We start from the raw sequence: 16,632 nt of genomic DNA, 5'->3' as shown, positions 1-16,632 counted from the left end.
TGCCGTCATGCCGCGGCACTCCTGACCGCCCGCGCTCGTTCTGCGATGAAGCGTTCGAGCTTGCTTTGGTCGTTCGGCAGCAGGCTGAAGCGCTCCTTGCGCTCCATCAGGTCGGCAAGATGCGCGGGGAGGGCCGGCGTAATGCCGCTCGCCGCCGCGACCGCGGCCGGGAACTTGGCGGGGTGGGCGGTGCCGAGGGCAACCACCGGCGTCGCCGGATCGGCCGCGAGCAGCTTGCGCGCGGCTGCGACTCCGATCGCGCTGTGCGGGTCGAGCAGATAGCCGGCCTCGCGCCAGACCGTGCCGATTTCGCTGGCGATCGAGGCCTCGTCCTGCGCCACCGCGTCGAAATCGGCGCGGATGCGGGCGAGCGGCTCGGGCGCGATCTCGAAGCGGCCGGACTGCGCCAGCGACTGCATCAGCCGGCGCACTGCAGCGCCGTCGCGGCCATGCGCTTCGAACAGCAGCCGCTCGAAATTCGAGGAGATCTGGATGTCCATCGAGGGCGAGGTCGTCGCCGCGACGCCGCGCATCTCGTAAACGCCGGTCTCCAGCGTGCGCGCCAGGATGTCGTTGCTGTTGGTGCCGACCATCAGGCGCCCGATCGGCAGCCCCATCTGCTTGGCGATCCAGCCGGCGAGGATGTCGCCGAAATTGCCGGTCGGCACCGCAAAGGAGACCGGCCGGTGCGGAGCGCCGAGCGCGACGGCAGCGGTGAAGTAGTAGACGACCTGCGCGGCGATCCGTGCCCAGTTGATCGAGTTGACGCCGGAGAGCCTGATCTCGTCGCGGAAGGCGTGGTGGTTGAACAGCGCCTTCACCAGGTTCTGGCAGTCGTCGAAGGTGCCCTCGACCGCGATGGCGTGGACATTGTCCGCCTCGACCGTGGTCATCTGCCGGCGCTGCACGTCGGAGACGCGGCCATGCGGATAGAGGATGAAGACGTCGACGCGCTCCAGCCCCTTGAAGGCGTCAATGGCGGCACCACCCGTGTCGCCCGAGGTCGCGCCGACGATGGTGGCGCGCTCGCCGCGCTGGGCCAGCACATGGTCCATCAGCCGGCCGAGGAGCTGCATGGCCACGTCCTTGAAAGCGAGCGTCGGACCATGGAAGAGCTCGAGCGAGAACAGGTTGTCGCCAAGCTGGACCAGCGGGCAGACGGCCGGATGGCGGAACGTGCCATAAGCCTCGCCGATCATCGCCTTCAGCGCGTCCGGCGCGATGTCGCCATCGGCCAATGCGCCGACGACGCGTTCCGCAACCTCGGCATAGGGTTTGCCTGCGAGGCCGGTGATCTCCTGCGCACTGAAGCGCGGCAGGGCTTGCGGCAGATAGAGGCCGCCATCACGGGCAAGTCCGGCGAGCAGCGCATCGGCGAAAGAGAGCGACGGCGCTTCGCCACGGGTCGAAATATGCAGCACGGTGATGATCTCTGATGTCGTGCTGATCCTATAGGCCCGTTGGCCGGGGAGGGCAAAGTCCCGTGGCGCAGAGCGGTCAATCACACCGAGCCCTCATTCCGAGAAGCGAGCTTTGCTTGCGTCTCGAAGGATGGTCCAGTTGTCTCCGGAACTCCCGTAGCATCCTTCGAGACGCTCTCCTGCAGAGCGCTCCTCGGGATGAGGGCTGCAGGGCGCCGCCCAGCCTCAAGGCGTCTGGGCCGGCCGTCTGAGCGCCTGCCAGGCGTATGCCGTGAACACGCCGATCAGCGTCAGCGCGAGCCCCCACCAGGTCAGCGCGTATTGCAGATGGTTGTCCGGGATGCGGGCGATCAGCTCTTTCACATCGACGCCGGCCGGCGGTGTCAGCCCGTCGCCCTGGCGTTCGGCTTCAAGATAGAAGGGCGCGGCTGGCCCGATGCCCAGTGCCGCGGCGATCCCCGCCGGATCGCGCGTGTAGAATTCGCGCTGCTGCGGCAGATCGGCCGGGGTGAAGCTGTTGCGGGCCTCCGGCGCGCGCAGGAAGCCGGTGACCGTCGCCTGGCCGCTGGCCGGGATGACCGTCGCGAACCGGCTTTCCGGCACGAAGCCGCGATTGATCAGGATCGTCGTGCCGTCCTCCAGCCGGAAGCCCTGGAAGATCCAGCGGCCGAAGCCGGAGAGCTGGCGCGAGCCGGGCGGGCCGGCGGCGATGGTGGTGCGCACGCCCGCGATGCCGTCGAGATAGGTTCCCGTGGCCGTGGAGCGGGTGAGGTCGAGCGCGGCCGGATCGAGCCGTTGCCATTCGCCGGCCGGCGGCAGAGGCGCGGGCGGGCCGCTCGCCTGCGTCTCCAGCCGCGTGATGAAGGCGCGCTTTTCGCCCATGCGCAGCCATTGCCAGGTGCCGAGGGTGACAAGCACGCCGACGCCGACGACGGTCAGCAGGGCCGGCAGCAGCAGCTTCGGCCGGGAAGCGGGGGAGGCGGTGACGCTCACTTCTTCAACCTGCCTTCCTCGGCCTTGTGGGCGTATTGCAAGGCGACCGCGAGGCCCTTCATCGGCCGCAGCAGCCCGAGGCAGGTGACGAGCGCCAGCGGCAGCCAGAGCACGAGGTGAACCCACATCGGCGGCGTGTAGGCGATCTCGACATAGAGCGCGAGGCCGAGCACGAAGAAGCCGGCGATAAGCATGATGAATACAGCCGGCCCGTCGGCCGAATCGGCGAAGGCGAAATCGAGCCCGCAGGCGGCGCAGCGCGGCTTCAGCTTGAGGTAGCCGTCGAAGAGCTTGCCCTCGCCGCAGCGCGGGCAGCGGCCGGTCAGCCCCGTCGAGAACGGTGAGGGCGGGGTGATCTGCGGCTGCACCATGACTGCCTCCTCAAATGGAAAGGGCGGCCTCGCGGCCGCCCCTTGTCAGGTTCGCGGCCGCTTCCGGCCCGACTATCAGTGCGCCGCAGGCGTGCCGGCGCCCCAGACATAGATCGAGGCGAACAGGAACAGCCAGACGACGTCGACGAAGTGCCAGTACCAGGCGGCGAACTCGAAGCCGAGATGCTGCTCGGGCTTGAAATGGCCGAGATAGACGCGCCACAGGCAGATCGCCAGGAAGATCGTGCCGATGATGACATGGAAGCCGTGGAAGCCGGTCGCCATGAAGAAGGTCGCGCCATAGATGTTGCCCTTGAAGGCGAAGGCGGCGTGCGCGTACTCGTAGGCCTGGCAGGCGGTGAACAGGATGCCGAGGATCACGGTCAGCCACAGGCCCTGCTTCAGGCCCTTCCGGTCGCCCTGGATCAGGGCGTAATGCGCCCAGGTCACGGTGGTGCCGGAGGTCAGCAGGATCAGGGTGTTGAGCAGCGGCAGATGCCAGGGATCGAAGGTCTCGATGCCCTTCGGCGGCCAGTGCCCGCCGGTGAGCTCGGCGCGGGTATACTGGATCGCTTCGCCGGTGAAAAGGCTGGCGTCGAAATAGGCCCAGAACCAGGCGACGAAGAACATCACCTCGGAGGCGATGAACATCAGCATGCCGTAGCGGTGATGCAGCTGCACAACACGGGTGTGATGCCCCTCGCGCTCGGCCTCGCGGGTCACGTCCATCCACCAGGCGAGCATGGTGTAGAGCACGCCGAGGAGACCGATGCCGAACACCAGCGGGCCGAGGTTCATGCCGAGCAGCGGCATGGCCTTCATCCACATCACCGCGCCGATCGCCATGATGGTCGCGCTGGCGGCGCCGACGATCGGCCACGGGCTCGGGTCGACGAGGTGGTAGTCGTGGTTCTTGGTATGGGCCCCGGCCATCGTGCTCAAGTCTCCGCGTCCGTAGAAGTGCAGCGCTTGTCGTGCAGCTTTATAGTTTCGATTGGTTGCCGTCACCCTTGCTTTCCGCCACCGGCTGCCCGTTCTTCGACGGGAAGTAGGTGTAGGACAGGGTGATCGATTTCAGGCTGGCGAGCTCGCGGTTCAACTCGATCTCGGGATCGATGTAGAACACCACCGGCGCTTCCAGGGTCTCGCCCGGCTGCAGCGTCGTCTCGGTGAAGCAGAAGCACTGGATCTTGACGAAATAGGCGCCCGACTGGTTGGGCTGGACATTGTAGGTCGCGATCCCTGTCATCGGCCGCGAGGACGTATTGGTGATCTTGTAGAACACCGTCTGCGTGACGCCGACCTGCGCCTGGATCTGCGTCCTCTCCGCCTCGAAGCGCCAGCCCAGCGCGGGGGCGACATTGGCGTCGAAGGCGACCTGGACGATACGGTCGCTGGTCTTGCCCGTGGCGGCGGTGCCGATCATCGGCGTGCCGGCGAAGCCCGTGACCTTGCAGAACAGGTTGTAGAGCGGCACCGCGGCGAAGGAGAGCCCGGTCATGGCGATGACGGCGGCGCTGCAGGCGAGGACGGTGCGGCGATTGCGGGAAGCGGTGCTCATCGCGTCACAGCGGCCGGTTGAGGATCGCCGGCCCGGTCTTGGCCAGCGTCACGATGAAGAAGAACAGCACGAGGCCGCCCAGGACCAACGCGAGCGCCACAGAGCGGCGATTGCGCCTGGCCATGTCCTCCGGCGAGAAAGCCGCCGGCGGCTGCTTTTTGCCCTGCGGGTCCTGGCTCATCCCAGCACCTTGGGCAGGGCCCACATCAGGCCGAGGCCGTTCTCGGCCAGCAGCACGGCGAAGAGCAGGAAGAGATAGAGGATCGAAAAGCCGAACAGGGCATAGGCCGCCTTGTTGGCCGGCTCGCCTTCGGTGACCTTCAGCACGCGCAGCGACAGGCCGATCATCGCGAGTCCGGTCACCACCGAGACGACGAGATAGATCAGTCCGCCGAAGCCCATCAGCGCCGGCAGCACCGCGACCGGGGTGAGCACCAGCGTGTAGGCGACGATCTGGCGGCGCGTCGCAGCCGGGCCGGCGACGTTCGGCAGCATCGGGATGCCGGCTCTCGCGTAGTCGCCGGACTTCACCAGAGCGAGCGCCCAGAAATGCGGCGGCGTCCACAGGAAGATGATGGCGAACAGCACGATCGAGGTCAGGCCGAAATCGCCGGTGACCACGGCCTCGCCGATCATTGGCGGGAAGGCGCCGGCGGCGCCGCCGATGACGATGTTCTGCGGCGTCGCCCGCTTCAGCCACATCGAATAGACGACCGCGTAGAAGAAGATGGTGAAGGCCAGCATCGCCGCCGAGAGCAGGTTGGCGACGAGGCCGAGCACCAGCACGGAGCCGACCGAGAGGGTCAGCCCGAAGGCGAGCGCCTCCGATGGCAGGATGCGGCCGGCGGGGATCGGGCGGCCGGCGGTGCGCGCCATCACTGCGTCGATGTCGGCATCCCACCACATGTTGAGGCAGCCGGAAGCGCCGGCGCCGACCGAAATCGCCAGCAGGGCGGCAAAGCCGATCACCGGATTGACCGTGCCGGGCGCCGCGACCATGCCGCCGAGCGCCGTCACGATCACCAGGAACATCACCCGCGGCTTGAGCAGCGCGAAGAAGTCCTGCGCCTCGCCGGTGGAACTCAGCGCGGCGCTGTCGTCAGCCTGGGTGATCTGATCGAAGGCAGCAGACATTGAAACTCGTTCACTTCAACGTTCGAAGACACCTCAATCGGGTGTCGCTTGCGGGATCCGCCCGTCTCCGGAACGCCCTGGATCAGGCGCTCGGGGGAGGGGCGGCGGCGGGCTGTCGCGCCCGCCGCCGGTGTTCTCAATGGTCCGAGCCGGTGATGCGCGGCAGCGTCTCGAACTGGTGGAAGGGCGGCGGCGAGGACAAGGTCCACTCCAGCGTGGTCGCGCCTTCGCCCCACGGATTGTTGCCGGCGAGCTCCTTCTTGGTGAAGGCGACGACGATGCCGTAGAGCCAGATCAGCAGGCCGGCCGCGAAGATATAGGAGCCGATCGACGACCAGAAATGCCAGCCGGCGAACGCGTCGGGATAGTCGACATAGTGACGCGGCATGCCGGACAGCCCGAGGAAGTGCTGCGGGAAGAACAGCAGGTTCGCGCCGATGAAGGCGACCCAGAAGTGCAGGCGGCCGATCCAGTCCGGGATGATGTAGCCGCTCATCTTCGGGAACCAGTAGTAGAAGCCCGCGAAGATGCCGAACACCGCGCCGAGCGACAGCACATAGTGGAAGTGGGCCACGACGTAGTAGGTCGCGTGCAGCGAGCGGTCGAGGCCGGCATTGGCCAGCACCACGCCGGTGACGCCGCCGACGGTGAACAGGAAGATGAAGCCGATCGCCCAGACCATCGGCGCGGTGAAGCGGAGCGAGCCGCCCCACATCGTCGCGATCCAGGAGAAGATCTTCACGCCGGTCGGCACCGCGATCACCATCGTCGCGAAGACGAAGTAGCGCTGCGTGTTGAGCGACAGGCCGACCGTGTACATGTGGTGGGCCCAGACGATGAAGCCGACCACGCCGATCGCGACCATGGCGTAGGCCATGCCGAGATAGCCGAAGATCGGCTTCCTCGAGAAGGTCGAGATGATGTGGCTGACGATGCCGAAGGCCGGCAGGATCATGATGTAGACTTCGGGGTGGCCGAAGAACCAGAACAGGTGCTGGTAGAGCACCGGATCGCCGCCGCCGGCCGGATCATAGAAGGTCGTGCCGAAGTTGCGGTCGGTCAGCAGCATGGTGATCGCGCCGGCCAGCACCGGCAGCGCCAGCAGCAGCAGGAAGGCGGTGACCAGCACGCCCCAGGCGAACAGCGGCATCTTGTGCATGGTCATGCCAGGCGCGCGCATGTTCAGGATGGTGGTGATGAAGTTGATCGCGCCCAGGATCGAGGCCGCGCCGGCAAGGTGCAGCGACAGGATGCCGAAATCGACCGACGGGCCGGGGTGGCCTGTCGAGGAGAACGGCGGATAGACCGTCCAGCCGGTGCCGACGCCCTTGGCGCCGGGGGCGCCCTCGACGAACATCGAAATCAGCAGCAGGATCAGCGCCGCGACCGTCAGCCAGAACGAGATGTTGTTCATGCGCGGGAAGGCCATGTCCGGCGCGCCGATCATCAGCGGCACGAACCAGTTGCCGAAGCCGCCGATGACGGCGGGCATGACCATGAAGAAGATCATGATCAGGCCGTGGCCGGTGACAAAGACGTTGTAGCTCTGGCCGTTGGCGAAAATCTGCAGGCCCGGCTGCTGCAGCTCGATGCGCATCATGATCGACAGGAAGCCGCCGATCAGGCCCGCGATGATCGAGAAGATCAGGTAGAGCGTGCCGATATCCTTGTGGTTCGTCGACAGCAGCCAGCGGCGCCAACCCGTCGGGGTGTGGTGCTCGTGGGCGTGGGCGTCGTCATGCCCGTGGGCGTGGGGAGCCGCGGTAGCCATGGAATTCGTCTCCTCCTGCGAATGCCGTTCGCGTGAGTTCTTTCAAGAATGTCGGGTTCAGCGGGTCGCTTCGGCGACCTTGCTGGTGGCGTCGGCCGCATTGGCGAACTTCTGCTTCGCTTCCGCGAGCCAGGCCGTGTAGCGCTCCTGGCTGACGACGCGAATGGCGATCGGCATGAAGGCGTGGTTCTGGCCGCAGATGAACGAGCACTGGCCGTAGAAGATGCCTTCGCGGTCGGCCTTGAACCAGGTTTCGTTCAGGCGGCCGGGAATGGCGTCGATCTTCAGGCCGAAAGCCGGCAGCGCGAACTTGTGGATGACGTCGGCGCCGGTGACCTGCACGCGCACGACCTTGCCGACCGGCACGACCGCCTCGTTGTCGACGGCGAGCAGGCGCGGCGCCTCGGATTCGGCGATCTTCTTGGACTGGATCGCCTCGGCGCGCTGCTTCTCGTCGAGCATCAGCGAATCGAAGCCGAAGGCGCCGCCATCCTGCGGGTATTCATAGGACCAGTACCACTGCTTGCCGGTGACCTTCACGGTCATGTCGGCCTGCGGGATCTCGAGCTGCAGCTTGAGCAGGCGGAAGGAGGGGATCGCGATCACGACGAGGATAAGGACGGGGATGATCGTCCAGGCCACCTCGAGCAGAGCGTGGTGGGTCGTCTTCGAGGGGACCGGGTTGGCCTTCTCGTTGAAGCGCCAGGCGACATAGACCAGCAGCGCCAGCACGAAGATCGTGATGATGAAGATCAGCACGTTCACCCAGTCGTGGAACCAGTGGATGAAGGTCATCACTTCGGAATTGGCCGGCTGGAGATTGATCTCCCAGGGCTGCGGCATGCCGTTCTGGGCCGATGCGACGGCCGGCGAAAACGCTACGAGCGCCGCCGCGAGGGCCGCCAGCGCGTTCCTGAGAGGAGTGGTCACAAATCGCATCGGTCCGACATAGCTCCTTTGATGCCGCGCGATCCGCCTTCGTCAGCTTAAGACAGGCGCGCGCCGGAACGGCCACGTCTGGCCACCCCGGTTCTTCGGCATTGCGATAAATCAAAGATCACGCTTGCGCCAGTGGGGCAATGACAGGCTGTGGCGCAGCCCGTGCGGCATAAGTACGCGACAAGTGCATGGGTGCCGGGCAGCCGGTCGTCGCCGCTCTCCGCGAGTCCAGGGCGAGTTCGTTGCGCAAGCGCACGCGATCCTTCGCCTTGACAGGAATCAGGACGCATGGTCGGAACGCACTCTCGTATGGCGGGGGCGCCGTTCGGCATGGGCATGCGCGCATTCCCATGCCTGGAAGAGGAGGACAGGGATGCGCTCAATCATCGGTCCCGTGGCCGCGGCGCTCGCCGTCCTCGGCTGCGGCTGGCTCTCGGTCGCGCCGGCCCTTGCGCAAGGCGCGGTGCGCTCGACCCATGGCGACTGGCAGATGCGCTGCGAGACGCCGCCCGGCGCCAAGGCCGAGCAATGCGCGCTCGTGCAGAATGTCGCCGCCGAGGATCGCCCGAATCTGACGCTGCTCGTCATCGTGCTGAAGACGGCCGACCAGAAAAGCCGTCTGCTGCGCGTCGTCGCCCCGCTCGGCGTACTGCTGCCGTCCGGCCTCGGCCTCAAGATCGACGACAAGGATATTGGCCGCGCTGGCTTCGTGCGCTGCCTGACCACCGGCTGCGTCGCCGAGGTGGTGATGGACGATACCCTGCTCGGCCAGCTCAAGAGCGGTAAGAGCGCCACATTCATCGTGTTTCAGACGCCGGAGGAAGGGGTCGGAATTCCGGTTTCGCTCAACGGATTCGGTCCCGGTGTGGAGGCTTTGCCGTGATTGATCGCCTGTCTGGCCGCGTTGGCCGGTTTGCCTTGCCTGCCGCCCTGGCGCTGACGCTCGCCGGTTGTGGTTCCTCGGGTTCGTCCAGCACCGGCGAGCCCAGCTCCGCGCAGAAGCTCGGCAATATCCTGATGTTCCAGTCGACGACGCCGCCGCCGGTGAACCAGCTGCCGACCGATGACGACGTCAACTTCATCTGTCCGCAAGTGATCATCGCCGACGGCGGCGCCGCGATCCGCGCCCAATCGGGGCCGGACAGCGGCAGCCTGCGCAGCCAGGTCTCGATCACCACGGTCGCGCGCGAGTGCACGCCGGTCGGAAAGGACGGCGCTTTCACGCTAAAGGTTGGTGCCGAGGGACGCATCCTGGTCGGCCCGGCCGGCGGCCCCGGAAGCTACGGCGCGACGCTGATCACCCAGGTCATGCGCAACAACCAGGTAATCGCGCGCCGCAGCGCCCGCGTGGGAGGCACGATCCCGAGTGGCCAGACCGGAGCTGACTTCTCGCATGTCGAGAGCAACATCTCGGTTCCGGCCGGCTCCGGGGAGGTCGAGATCATTGTCGGCCTGAGCCATGGCGGCGGCGAGCCGGCGCGGCGCCGGCGGCGGTAAGCGGCACGCTGCCGTAAACTGAGGCAGGAGGCCGATTGACTCGGCCTCCCGCTCGTCTATTGCTGGCTCAGCCGCATCATCCCCGCGGGAGAGACCGGGGCCGGACTTGTCCGGACCCGGCGCCGAAGGCGCAACCGCCCCGGAAACGCTCAGGCAAACGGACCGCGTGGGAATTGGCGCTCTGGAAAGCGGCGGGCTTTTGAAGCCCGCCCACCGACGGGGGTAACCCGCTGAGGCTTCGGCCCAGTGGGGAAATCTCTCAGGTCCCGAGACAGAGGGGGCGCGCTCCGGACGATTCTGTCCGGGGTTCGCGCTCGATTCTGTTGAGGGGATGCCATGGCTGCCGAAGCCGAGACTGCAAGCACCGAGCCGCTGCTGAAGACGCCGCTGCACGCCCGCCATGTCACGCTCGGCGCGCGCATGGTGCCGTTCGCCGGCTACGACATGCCGGTGCAGTACCCGGCCGGCATCATGGCCGAACACAACTGGACGCGCGAAAGCGCCGGCCTGTTCGATGTCTCGCATATGGGCCAAGCCTTCCTCGTCGGGCCCGACCACGAGACCACGGCCCGGGCGCTCGAGGCGCTGATCCCGGCTGACATCGTCAACCTGCCGCCCGGCAAGCAGCGCTATTCGCAGCTGCTGAACGAGGAGGGCGGCATCCTCGACGACCTGATGGTGACGCGCTCGGCCGATCCGGACGAGGACGGCGCGCTGCTGCTCGTCGTCAACGCCGCCTGCAAGACCGAAGACTACGCCCATATCGAGGCGCGGCTGCCGGCCGATGTGAAGCTGGTGAAGGCCGAGCATCGCGGCCTGATCGCGCTGCAGGGGCCGAAGGCTGAGGAGGCGCTTGCGGCGCTCAATCCCGAGGCCGCCGAGATGGGCTTCATGACCTTGCGCACGCTGAAGCTCGGTGGCGTCAAGGCCAATGTCAGCCGCTCCGGCTATACTGGTGAGGACGGCTACGAGATCTCCGCCGCGGCTGACCGCATCGGCGAGATCTGGGACGCGCTCCTGCTCGATCCCAGGGTCAAGCCGATCGGCCTCGGCGCCCGCGATTCGCTGCGTCTTGAGGCCGGGCTTTGCCTTTACGGCCACGACATCGACACCACGACCTCGCCGGTCGAGGCGGCGCTCAACTGGTCGATCCAGAAGCGCCGGCGCGAGGAAGGCGGCTTCCCGGGTGCGGCCCGCATTCAGAGCGAATTCGCCGAGGGCGTCTCGCGCGTCCGCGTCGGCCTCTTGCCGGAAGGCCGGGCCCCGGCCCGCGAGGGCGCCGAGATCGCCACCGCCGACGGCACCGTCGTCGGCAAGGTCACCTCGGGCGGCTTCGGCCCGACCCTGAACGGCCCCTGCGCCATGGGCTATGTCGCCAGGGAGCACTCCGCTCCCGGCACGAAGCTCGACCTGATCGTGCGCGGCAAGCCGCTGCCGGCGACCATCGCCGCGATGCCTTTCGTCCCCAATCGCTACAAGCGCTGAACCCACCTGTTTCGTCGGAGGAAACCATGGCCGAGACCCGTTACACCAAGGACCACGAATACATCCGCATCGAGGGCGACACCGGCACCGTCGGCATCACCGACTACGCCCAGGGCCAGCTCGGCGACGTCGTCTTCGTCGAGTTGCCGACCGTCGGCAAGGCGCTGAGCAAGGGCGGCGAAGCCGCCGTCGTCGAGAGCGTCAAGGCGGCGTCCGAGGTCTATGCGCCGGTCTCCGGCGAGGTCGTCGCCGTCAACAGCGAGCTGGAAGCTGCGCCCGGCACGGTCAACGAGGATCCGGCCGGCAAGGGCTGGTTCGTCAAGATCAAGCTGGCGAACACCGGCGAGCTCGACGGCCTGCTGAGCGAAGCCGAGTACCAGGACTACGTCAAGACGCTCTGAGCCGTCGCGAGCGCGTCTTTCTCGGACGGAGCGCAGCGGAGATCCGAGAATCTCCGGACGAGAAGGCACTGGTCGAAGAGATGCTCGGGTCAAGCCCGAGCATGACGCCATTCAAGGAACCTCCATGCGCTATCTCCCCCTGACCGAGACCGACCGCGAGGACATGCTCGCGCGCATCGGCGTATCCGACGTCGAGGCGCTGTTTTCCGACGTGCCGAACGGCAAGCTGCTGAAGCAGCCGCTCGATCTGCCGCGCGCCAAGGGCGAGCTCGAGGTCGAGCGCATCCTCGGCAGGATGTCTGCGAAGAACACCGCGGCCGGTTCGGTGCCGTTCTTCGTCGGGGCAGGGGCCTACAAGCACCATGTCCCGGCGACGGTCGATCACCTGATCCAGCGCTCGGAATTCCTGACCAGCTACACGCCCTACCAGCCCGAGATCGCGCAGGGCACGCTGCAATACCTGTTCGAATTCCAGACCCAGGTCGCGGCACTGACCGGCATGGAGGTCGCCAACGCCTCGATGTATGACGGCTCGACCGGCACGGCCGAGGCGGTGCTGATGGCGCATCGCGTCACCCGCCGCCGCAAGGCGGTGCTCTCCGGCGGCCTGCATCCGCACTACACCCAGGTCGTCGAGACCCTGTCCGAGATGGCGAATGACGAGGTCGTGGCGCTGAAGCCCGACGTTCGCGCCAGCGAGGACATCCTCGCTGCCATCGACGACAGCGTCTCCTGCGTCGTCGTGCAGTCGCCCGACGTCTTCGGCAATCTGCGCGATCTCAAGCCGATCGCCGAGAAGGCCCATGCCTATGGCGCGCTGCTGATCGCGGTCTTCACCGAGGTCGTCTCGCTCGGCGCCGTGACGCCGCCGGGCGCGCAGGACGCCGACATCGTCGTGGGTGAGGGCCAGTCGATCGGCAACGCCCTGAACTTCGGCGGCCCCTATGTCGGCCTCTTCGCCGCCAAGTCGAAATATGTCCGCCAGATGCCGGGCCGGCTCTGCGGCGAGACCGTCGATGCCGATGGCCGCCGTGGCTTCGTGCTGACGCTCTCGACCCGCGAGCAGCACATCCGCCGCGACAAGGCGACCTCGAACATCTGCACCAATTCCGGGCTTTGTGTATTGGCCTTCACCATCCACATGACCCTGCTCGGCCAGGCCGGGCTGACCCGGCTCGCCGAGGTCAACCACGCCAATGCGGTCAGGCTCGCCGACGCGCTCGCCGGCGTGAAGGGCGCGGAGGTCCTGAACGAGAGCTTCTTCAACGAGTTCACCGTGAAGCTTTCCAAGCCCGCTGCCGAGGTGGTCGAGGCGCTCGCCGCCAAGGGCATTCTGGCCGGCGTGCCGGCCTCGCGCCTGCTGCCGGGCGCCGGGCTCGACGATCTGCTGATCGTCGCCAATACCGAAGTGAACACGGATGACGATCGGGCGGCCTTCGTGGCGGCGCTCGCGGAGGTGCTGTGATGCTGAACCGTCAGGGACGTCCCACCCAGGCCGGCGAGGCTGCCGCCGAGGTCCACGAGACCTTCACCGGTAACCGCGCCCTCCAGCAGATCGAGCCGCTGATCTTCGAGATCGGCCATCACGAGACGACCGGCGTCGACATCGACGAGCCGGCGCCGTTCAAGAGCCGCCTCGGCAAGCATGCCCGCAAGGGTGAGATCGGCCTGCCTGGCCTCTCCGAGCCGGAGACGATGCGCCATTATGTGCGCCTCAGCCAGAAGAACTACGGCATCGATACCGGGCTCTTCCCGCTCGGCTCCTGCACGATGAAGCACAATGCCCGCCTCAACGAGAAGGTGGCGCGGCTGCCGGGCTTCTCCGACGTGCATCCGCTGCAGCCCACATCGACCGTGCCGGGCGCGCTCGACGTCATGCTCGAGCTCGCCCGCTACCTGATGACGCTGACCGGCATGCCGGCGGTGGCGCTGTCGCCCAAGGCCGGCGCCCATGGCGAAGCCTGCGGCATGATGGCGATCAAGGCCGCGATCGCCGCCAAGGGCGAGGGCGCGACCCGCACTGTCGTGCTCGTGCCTGAATCGGCTCACGGCACCAATCCGGCGACCGCGGCGCTGATCGGCTTCTCGGTGAAGGCCGTTCCGGCCCGTCCGGACGGCACCGTCGCGGTCGAGGACGTCAAGGCGCTGCTCGGCCCCGACGTCGCCGCGATCATGCTGACCAACCCGAACACCTGCGGCATCTTCGAGCCGCAGATCGTCGAGATCGCCGCGGCGATGCATGAGGCAGGTGCCTATTTCTACTGCGACGGCGCCAACTTCAACGCGATCGTCGGCAAGGCGCGCCCGGGCGATCTCGGCGTCGACGCCATGCATATCAACCTGCACAAGACCTTCTCGACCCCGCATGGCGGCGGCGGCCCAGGCGCAGGCCCGGTCGTGCTGTCGGAGCGGCTGGCGCCGTACGCGCCGGTGCCGTTCATCCATGTCGAGGGCGGCAAGTCGCGTCTCGTCGAGCACAAGGCCGATGCGCCCGAGGGCAGCGACCCGTTCGGTCGCATGACCGCGTTCCACGGCCAGATGGGCATGTATGTCCGGGCACTGGCCTACATGCTCAGCCATGGCGCCGACGGCATGAAGCAGGCTTCGGAAGACGCGGTGCTCAATGCCAACTACATCCGCGCCGGCCTCGCCGACCTGATGTCGCTGCCCTTCCCGGATCACCCCTCGATGCACGAGGCGTTGTTCGACGACGAGTGGCTGAAGGGCACCGGCGTCACCACGCTCGACTTCGCCAAGGCGATGATCGACGAGGGCTACCATCCGATGACGGTGTATTTCCCGCTCGTCGTCCACGGCGCCATGCTGATCGAGCCGACCGAGTCCGAATCGAAGGCCTCGCTCGACCTGTTCATCGCGACGCTGCGCGACCTCGCCATCGCCGCCAAGGGCAACGACAAGACCCGCTTCACCGCAGCTCCCCATCACGCCCCGATGCGCCGCCTCGACGAGACCAGGGCCGCACGCCAGCCGGTGCTGAAATGGGAAAAGCCTGCGCCCGTGAAGGAAGCGGCGGAGTAACACCTGGCGAGAGGGCAGGGCCGGTTGTTCCTGCCCCTTCGTCACTTGAGCCGGCTGCCTTAAGGCTTCCTTGACCATATGCGAGGGAAGCTTCCGACGGCGTGTATCCTCGCGCCTTGGAAGCTCGCCGATGTATCGCGTTCGCCTTCGCCATGTGCTCACCGCCGCGATCTCCTTCGCGGCGATGCTCTCGGCCTCCCGCGCCGAGGAGCCGGGCTATGGCCCCAAGACCTATGACCGCACGCTCGAGGCCCTGATCACGCATGAGGACATCGCCGGCCGCGGCGGCTGGCCGAAGATCCCTAATTCGGCGACGGCTCTGAAACCCGATTCGCAAGGGCCGGATGTGGCGCTGCTGAAGCAGCGGCTGATGCTCAGCGGCGACCTGCCGCCCGATGCGCTGCCGGGTGATCTCTACGATGAGGCTGTCGTCGCCGCGGTGAAGCGTTTCCAGCGCCGTCATGGCCTGTCCGAGCTCGGCACGGTCGGTCGCCTCACCCTGAAGGCGCTGAACGTGCCGGTCGAAGTACGCCTCAACCAGCTCACCGCGACGCTGGAGCGGCTCAAGGGCAACGGCTTCAGCTTCACCGACCGCTATGTGGTCGTGAACATCCCCGGCGCCAGTGCCGAGGCGGTGGAGAAGGGTGTGGTCCAGCGCCGCCATCTCGCCGTGGTCGGCCGGCCCGACCGGCCCTCGCCAGTGCTCCAGGCCAACATCACCTCGGTCAACCTCAATCCATATTGGACGGTGCCGATGTCGATCGTGAAGGCCGACATCATCCCGAAGATGCGGAAGGAGCCGGACTTCATCGCCAAGTCCAACATGAAGCTGCTCGGCGCCGAGAACCGCGAGATCGATCCGGCCAGCGTCGACTGGGCCAACCTGACCAACCCCTATTTCTACGTGCGGCAGGAGCCGGGCCCGACCAATTCGCTCGGACAGCTCAAGATCGACATGCCGAATGGCGAGGCGGTCTACATGCACGACACGCCGAAGAAGTCGCTGTTCCGCAATGATGTCCGTTTCAACTCCTCCGGCTGCGCCCGCATCGAGGGCGTGCGCGACCTCGCGGCCTGGTTGTTGGAAGGGACGGAGTGGACCCAGCCGGCGATCGAGGCCGAGATCGCCAAGGGCGAGCGCAAGAACATCACGCTCAAGAAGTCCGTGCCGGTCGCCTGGGTCTACATGACCGGCTGGCAGGACGCCGAAGGGCTGGTGCAGTTCCGCGACGACATCTACGGGCTCGACACACCGCAGGGCATCATGACCTCGACGATCCAGCCGCGCCGGCCGAAGCCGAAACTCGCCGTTACGCCGGCGCCCGCCCCGGCCGCCGCGAAGCTGCCTCAGCCTGTCGTCCGCCCCGTTGCTCCGAAGGCCGCGACGGCGCCCGCGACGACGCCGCTCCCCCCTCCAGGAACGGCGGTCGCCATCCAGTAGGGCAGGGCTCCCGGCTCGCTCCGGCCACAAGCCAAAAAACGCCGCGGTCCGAAGACCGCGGCGTTCTTGTTTCTGCGTGATGGCGCCGAATGCTCAGTTGAGCTTGGCGCGGACATCCTTGAGGCCGGCCGCGATCAGGTCGGCGCCGGCCTTGCCGGCGACCTGGCCGCGCAGGATGACCTCGGCAGCGCGCGTCGCAGCCTCGGCGGCGGCGGCGCGGACCTCGGCGGTCGCCTGCGTTTCGGCCTGGGCGATCTTGTCCTCGGCCGACTTGGTCCGCCGAGTGACGAACTCCGCGAGCTTCTCCTCGGCGTCCTTGGCGAGGCGCTGGGCCTCGTCCTTGGCGTTGGCGACGATCGCCTCGGCCTCGGCCTCGGCCGCCTTGCGCTTGCCCTCGTACTCGGCGAGCAGCAGCTCGGCCTCGTGACGCAGGCGGCGGGCTTCGGCGAGTTCACGGGCGACGAGCTCGCCGCGCGCGTCGAGCGCGCCGGTAAGGCCCTTGAGAGCGCCCATCTTGACCGCCATGGCGAGGAAGATCACGGTCGCGACGAGAACCCAGAAGGTTGGATTGGCCAACAT

At 67.1% G+C, this 16,632-nt stretch carries 17 protein-coding genes and 2 riboswitches; of the genes, 7 read left to right on the top strand and 10 right to left on the bottom strand.

Annotated elements, in window-relative coordinates:
* Positions 1 to 5: 5 nt before the first annotated feature.
* The 9 genes from thrC to coxB form a co-directional block, all read right to left on the bottom strand.
* Complete coding sequence (gene thrC, locus ACFPOB_RS05915) at positions 6 to 1,421, bottom strand: threonine synthase (RefSeq protein WP_377796676.1); 1,416 nt, start codon at positions 1,419 to 1,421, stop codon at positions 6 to 8.
* A gap of 225 nt (positions 1,422 to 1,646) precedes the next feature.
* Complete coding sequence (locus ACFPOB_RS05910; protein WP_377796674.1) at positions 1,647 to 2,414, bottom strand: SURF1 family protein; 768 nt, start codon at positions 2,412 to 2,414, stop codon at positions 1,647 to 1,649.
* Positions 2,411 to 2,785, bottom strand: a complete 375-nt coding sequence (locus ACFPOB_RS05905; RefSeq protein ID WP_377796672.1) for a DUF983 domain-containing protein — start codon at positions 2,783 to 2,785, stop codon at positions 2,411 to 2,413. Before ACFPOB_RS05905 ends, ACFPOB_RS05910 begins: the two co-directional genes overlap by 4 nt.
* Positions 2,786 to 2,860: 75 nt before the next feature.
* Entirely contained in the window at positions 2,861 to 3,718 is an 858-nt protein-coding gene (locus ACFPOB_RS05900) for a cytochrome c oxidase subunit 3 (protein WP_377796808.1), read from the bottom strand.
* A 49-nt stretch (positions 3,719 to 3,767) separates the two neighbouring features.
* The gene (locus tag ACFPOB_RS05895; protein WP_377796670.1) at positions 3,768 to 4,346 is read right to left on the bottom strand and encodes a cytochrome c oxidase assembly protein; all 579 of its coding nucleotides are present in this window, start codon (positions 4,344 to 4,346) and stop codon (positions 3,768 to 3,770) included.
* A gap of 4 nt (positions 4,347 to 4,350) precedes the next feature.
* A complete protein-coding gene (locus ACFPOB_RS05890) occupies positions 4,351 to 4,527 on the bottom strand; it encodes a hypothetical protein (RefSeq protein WP_377012036.1) in 177 nt (58 codons plus the stop codon).
* Entirely contained in the window at positions 4,524 to 5,480 is a 957-nt protein-coding gene (locus ACFPOB_RS05885; protein ID WP_377796668.1) for a heme o synthase, read from the bottom strand. The genes ACFPOB_RS05890 and ACFPOB_RS05885 overlap by 4 nt, the downstream gene beginning before the upstream one ends.
* 136 nt (positions 5,481 to 5,616) lie before the next feature.
* Entirely contained in the window at positions 5,617 to 7,251 is a 1,635-nt protein-coding gene (gene ctaD / locus ACFPOB_RS05880) for a cytochrome c oxidase subunit I (protein WP_377796666.1), read from the bottom strand.
* Positions 7,252 to 7,308: 57 nt separating this feature from the next.
* A complete protein-coding gene (gene coxB, locus ACFPOB_RS05875) occupies positions 7,309 to 8,190 on the bottom strand; it encodes a cytochrome c oxidase subunit II (RefSeq protein ID WP_377796664.1) in 882 nt (293 codons plus the stop codon).
* A gap of 373 nt (positions 8,191 to 8,563) precedes the next feature.
* Between coxB and ACFPOB_RS05870 the strand changes: the two genes are divergently transcribed.
* The 7 genes from ACFPOB_RS05870 (at position 8,564) to ACFPOB_RS05840 (ending at position 16,053) form a co-directional block, all read left to right on the top strand.
* Positions 8,564 to 9,073, top strand: a complete 510-nt coding sequence (locus tag ACFPOB_RS05870) for an invasion associated locus B family protein (protein WP_377796662.1) — start codon at positions 8,564 to 8,566, stop codon at positions 9,071 to 9,073.
* Complete coding sequence (locus ACFPOB_RS05865) at positions 9,070 to 9,687, top strand: hypothetical protein (protein WP_377796660.1); 618 nt, start codon at positions 9,070 to 9,072, stop codon at positions 9,685 to 9,687. The genes ACFPOB_RS05870 and ACFPOB_RS05865 overlap by 4 nt, the downstream gene beginning before the upstream one ends.
* A 75-nt stretch (positions 9,688 to 9,762) precedes the next feature.
* Positions 9,763 to 9,862: riboswitch (glycine riboswitch) on the top strand.
* Between the two features lie 4 nt (positions 9,863 to 9,866).
* A riboswitch (glycine riboswitch) is annotated at positions 9,867 to 9,964 on the top strand.
* Between the two features lie 59 nt (positions 9,965 to 10,023).
* Entirely contained in the window at positions 10,024 to 11,172 is a 1,149-nt protein-coding gene (gcvT, locus tag ACFPOB_RS05860) for a glycine cleavage system aminomethyltransferase GcvT (RefSeq protein ID WP_377796659.1), read from the top strand.
* A 26-nt stretch (positions 11,173 to 11,198) separates the two neighbouring features.
* Entirely contained in the window at positions 11,199 to 11,573 is a 375-nt protein-coding gene (gene gcvH, locus ACFPOB_RS05855) for a glycine cleavage system protein GcvH (RefSeq protein WP_377796657.1), read from the top strand.
* Positions 11,574 to 11,697: 124 nt separating this feature from the next.
* Positions 11,698 to 13,038, top strand: a complete 1,341-nt coding sequence (gcvPA, locus tag ACFPOB_RS05850; protein ID WP_377796655.1) for an aminomethyl-transferring glycine dehydrogenase subunit GcvPA — start codon at positions 11,698 to 11,700, stop codon at positions 13,036 to 13,038.
* A complete protein-coding gene (gcvPB, locus tag ACFPOB_RS05845; protein ID WP_377796653.1) occupies positions 13,038 to 14,612 on the top strand; it encodes an aminomethyl-transferring glycine dehydrogenase subunit GcvPB in 1,575 nt (524 codons plus the stop codon). The genes gcvPA and gcvPB overlap by 1 nt, the downstream gene beginning before the upstream one ends.
* A 130-nt stretch (positions 14,613 to 14,742) precedes the next feature.
* Entirely contained in the window at positions 14,743 to 16,053 is a 1,311-nt protein-coding gene (locus ACFPOB_RS05840; RefSeq protein ID WP_377796651.1) for a L,D-transpeptidase family protein, read from the top strand.
* 93 nt (positions 16,054 to 16,146) lie between these two features.
* On the opposite strand, the gene ACFPOB_RS05835 is transcribed toward ACFPOB_RS05840, so the two are convergent.
* Complete coding sequence (locus tag ACFPOB_RS05835; RefSeq protein WP_377796807.1) at positions 16,147 to 16,629, bottom strand: F0F1 ATP synthase subunit B family protein; 483 nt, start codon at positions 16,627 to 16,629, stop codon at positions 16,147 to 16,149.
* Positions 16,630 to 16,632: the final 3 nt, after the last annotated feature.

The sequence above is a fragment of the Allobosea eneae genome, from assembly GCF_042657265.1.
In the GTDB taxonomy this organism is placed as follows: domain Bacteria; phylum Pseudomonadota; class Alphaproteobacteria; order Rhizobiales; family Beijerinckiaceae; genus Allobosea; species Allobosea eneae.
The sequence above is the reverse complement of the archived record's forward strand: the minus strand, read 5'-3'. Positions and strand labels throughout refer to the sequence as shown.

Coding starts and splice junctions, on each gene's coding strand:
- ACFPOB_RS05905 (WP_377796672.1), bottom strand. CDS start 2,785: ATGGTGCAGCCGCAGATCACCCCGCCCTCACCGTTCTCGACGGGGCTG.
- ACFPOB_RS05900 (WP_377796808.1), bottom strand. CDS start 3,718: ATGGCCGGGGCCCATACCAAGAACCACGACTACCACCTCGTCGACCCG.
- ACFPOB_RS05895 (WP_377796670.1), bottom strand. CDS start 4,346: ATGAGCACCGCTTCCCGCAATCGCCGCACCGTCCTCGCCTGCAGCGCC.
- ACFPOB_RS05890 (WP_377012036.1), bottom strand. CDS start 4,527: ATGAGCCAGGACCCGCAGGGCAAAAAGCAGCCGCCGGCGGCTTTCTCG.
- ACFPOB_RS05885 (WP_377796668.1), bottom strand. CDS start 5,480: ATGTCTGCTGCCTTCGATCAGATCACCCAGGCTGACGACAGCGCCGCG.
- ctaD (WP_377796666.1), bottom strand. CDS start 7,251: ATGGCTACCGCGGCTCCCCACGCCCACGGGCATGACGACGCCCACGCC.
- coxB (WP_377796664.1), bottom strand. CDS start 8,190: ATGCGATTTGTGACCACTCCTCTCAGGAACGCGCTGGCGGCCCTCGCG.
- ACFPOB_RS05870 (WP_377796662.1), top strand. CDS start 8,564: ATGCGCTCAATCATCGGTCCCGTGGCCGCGGCGCTCGCCGTCCTCGGC.
- gcvT (WP_377796659.1), top strand. CDS start 10,024: ATGGCTGCCGAAGCCGAGACTGCAAGCACCGAGCCGCTGCTGAAGACG.
- gcvH (WP_377796657.1), top strand. CDS start 11,199: ATGGCCGAGACCCGTTACACCAAGGACCACGAATACATCCGCATCGAG.
- gcvPA (WP_377796655.1), top strand. CDS start 11,698: ATGCGCTATCTCCCCCTGACCGAGACCGACCGCGAGGACATGCTCGCG.
- gcvPB (WP_377796653.1), top strand. CDS start 13,038: ATGCTGAACCGTCAGGGACGTCCCACCCAGGCCGGCGAGGCTGCCGCC.
- ACFPOB_RS05840 (WP_377796651.1), top strand. CDS start 14,743: ATGTATCGCGTTCGCCTTCGCCATGTGCTCACCGCCGCGATCTCCTTC.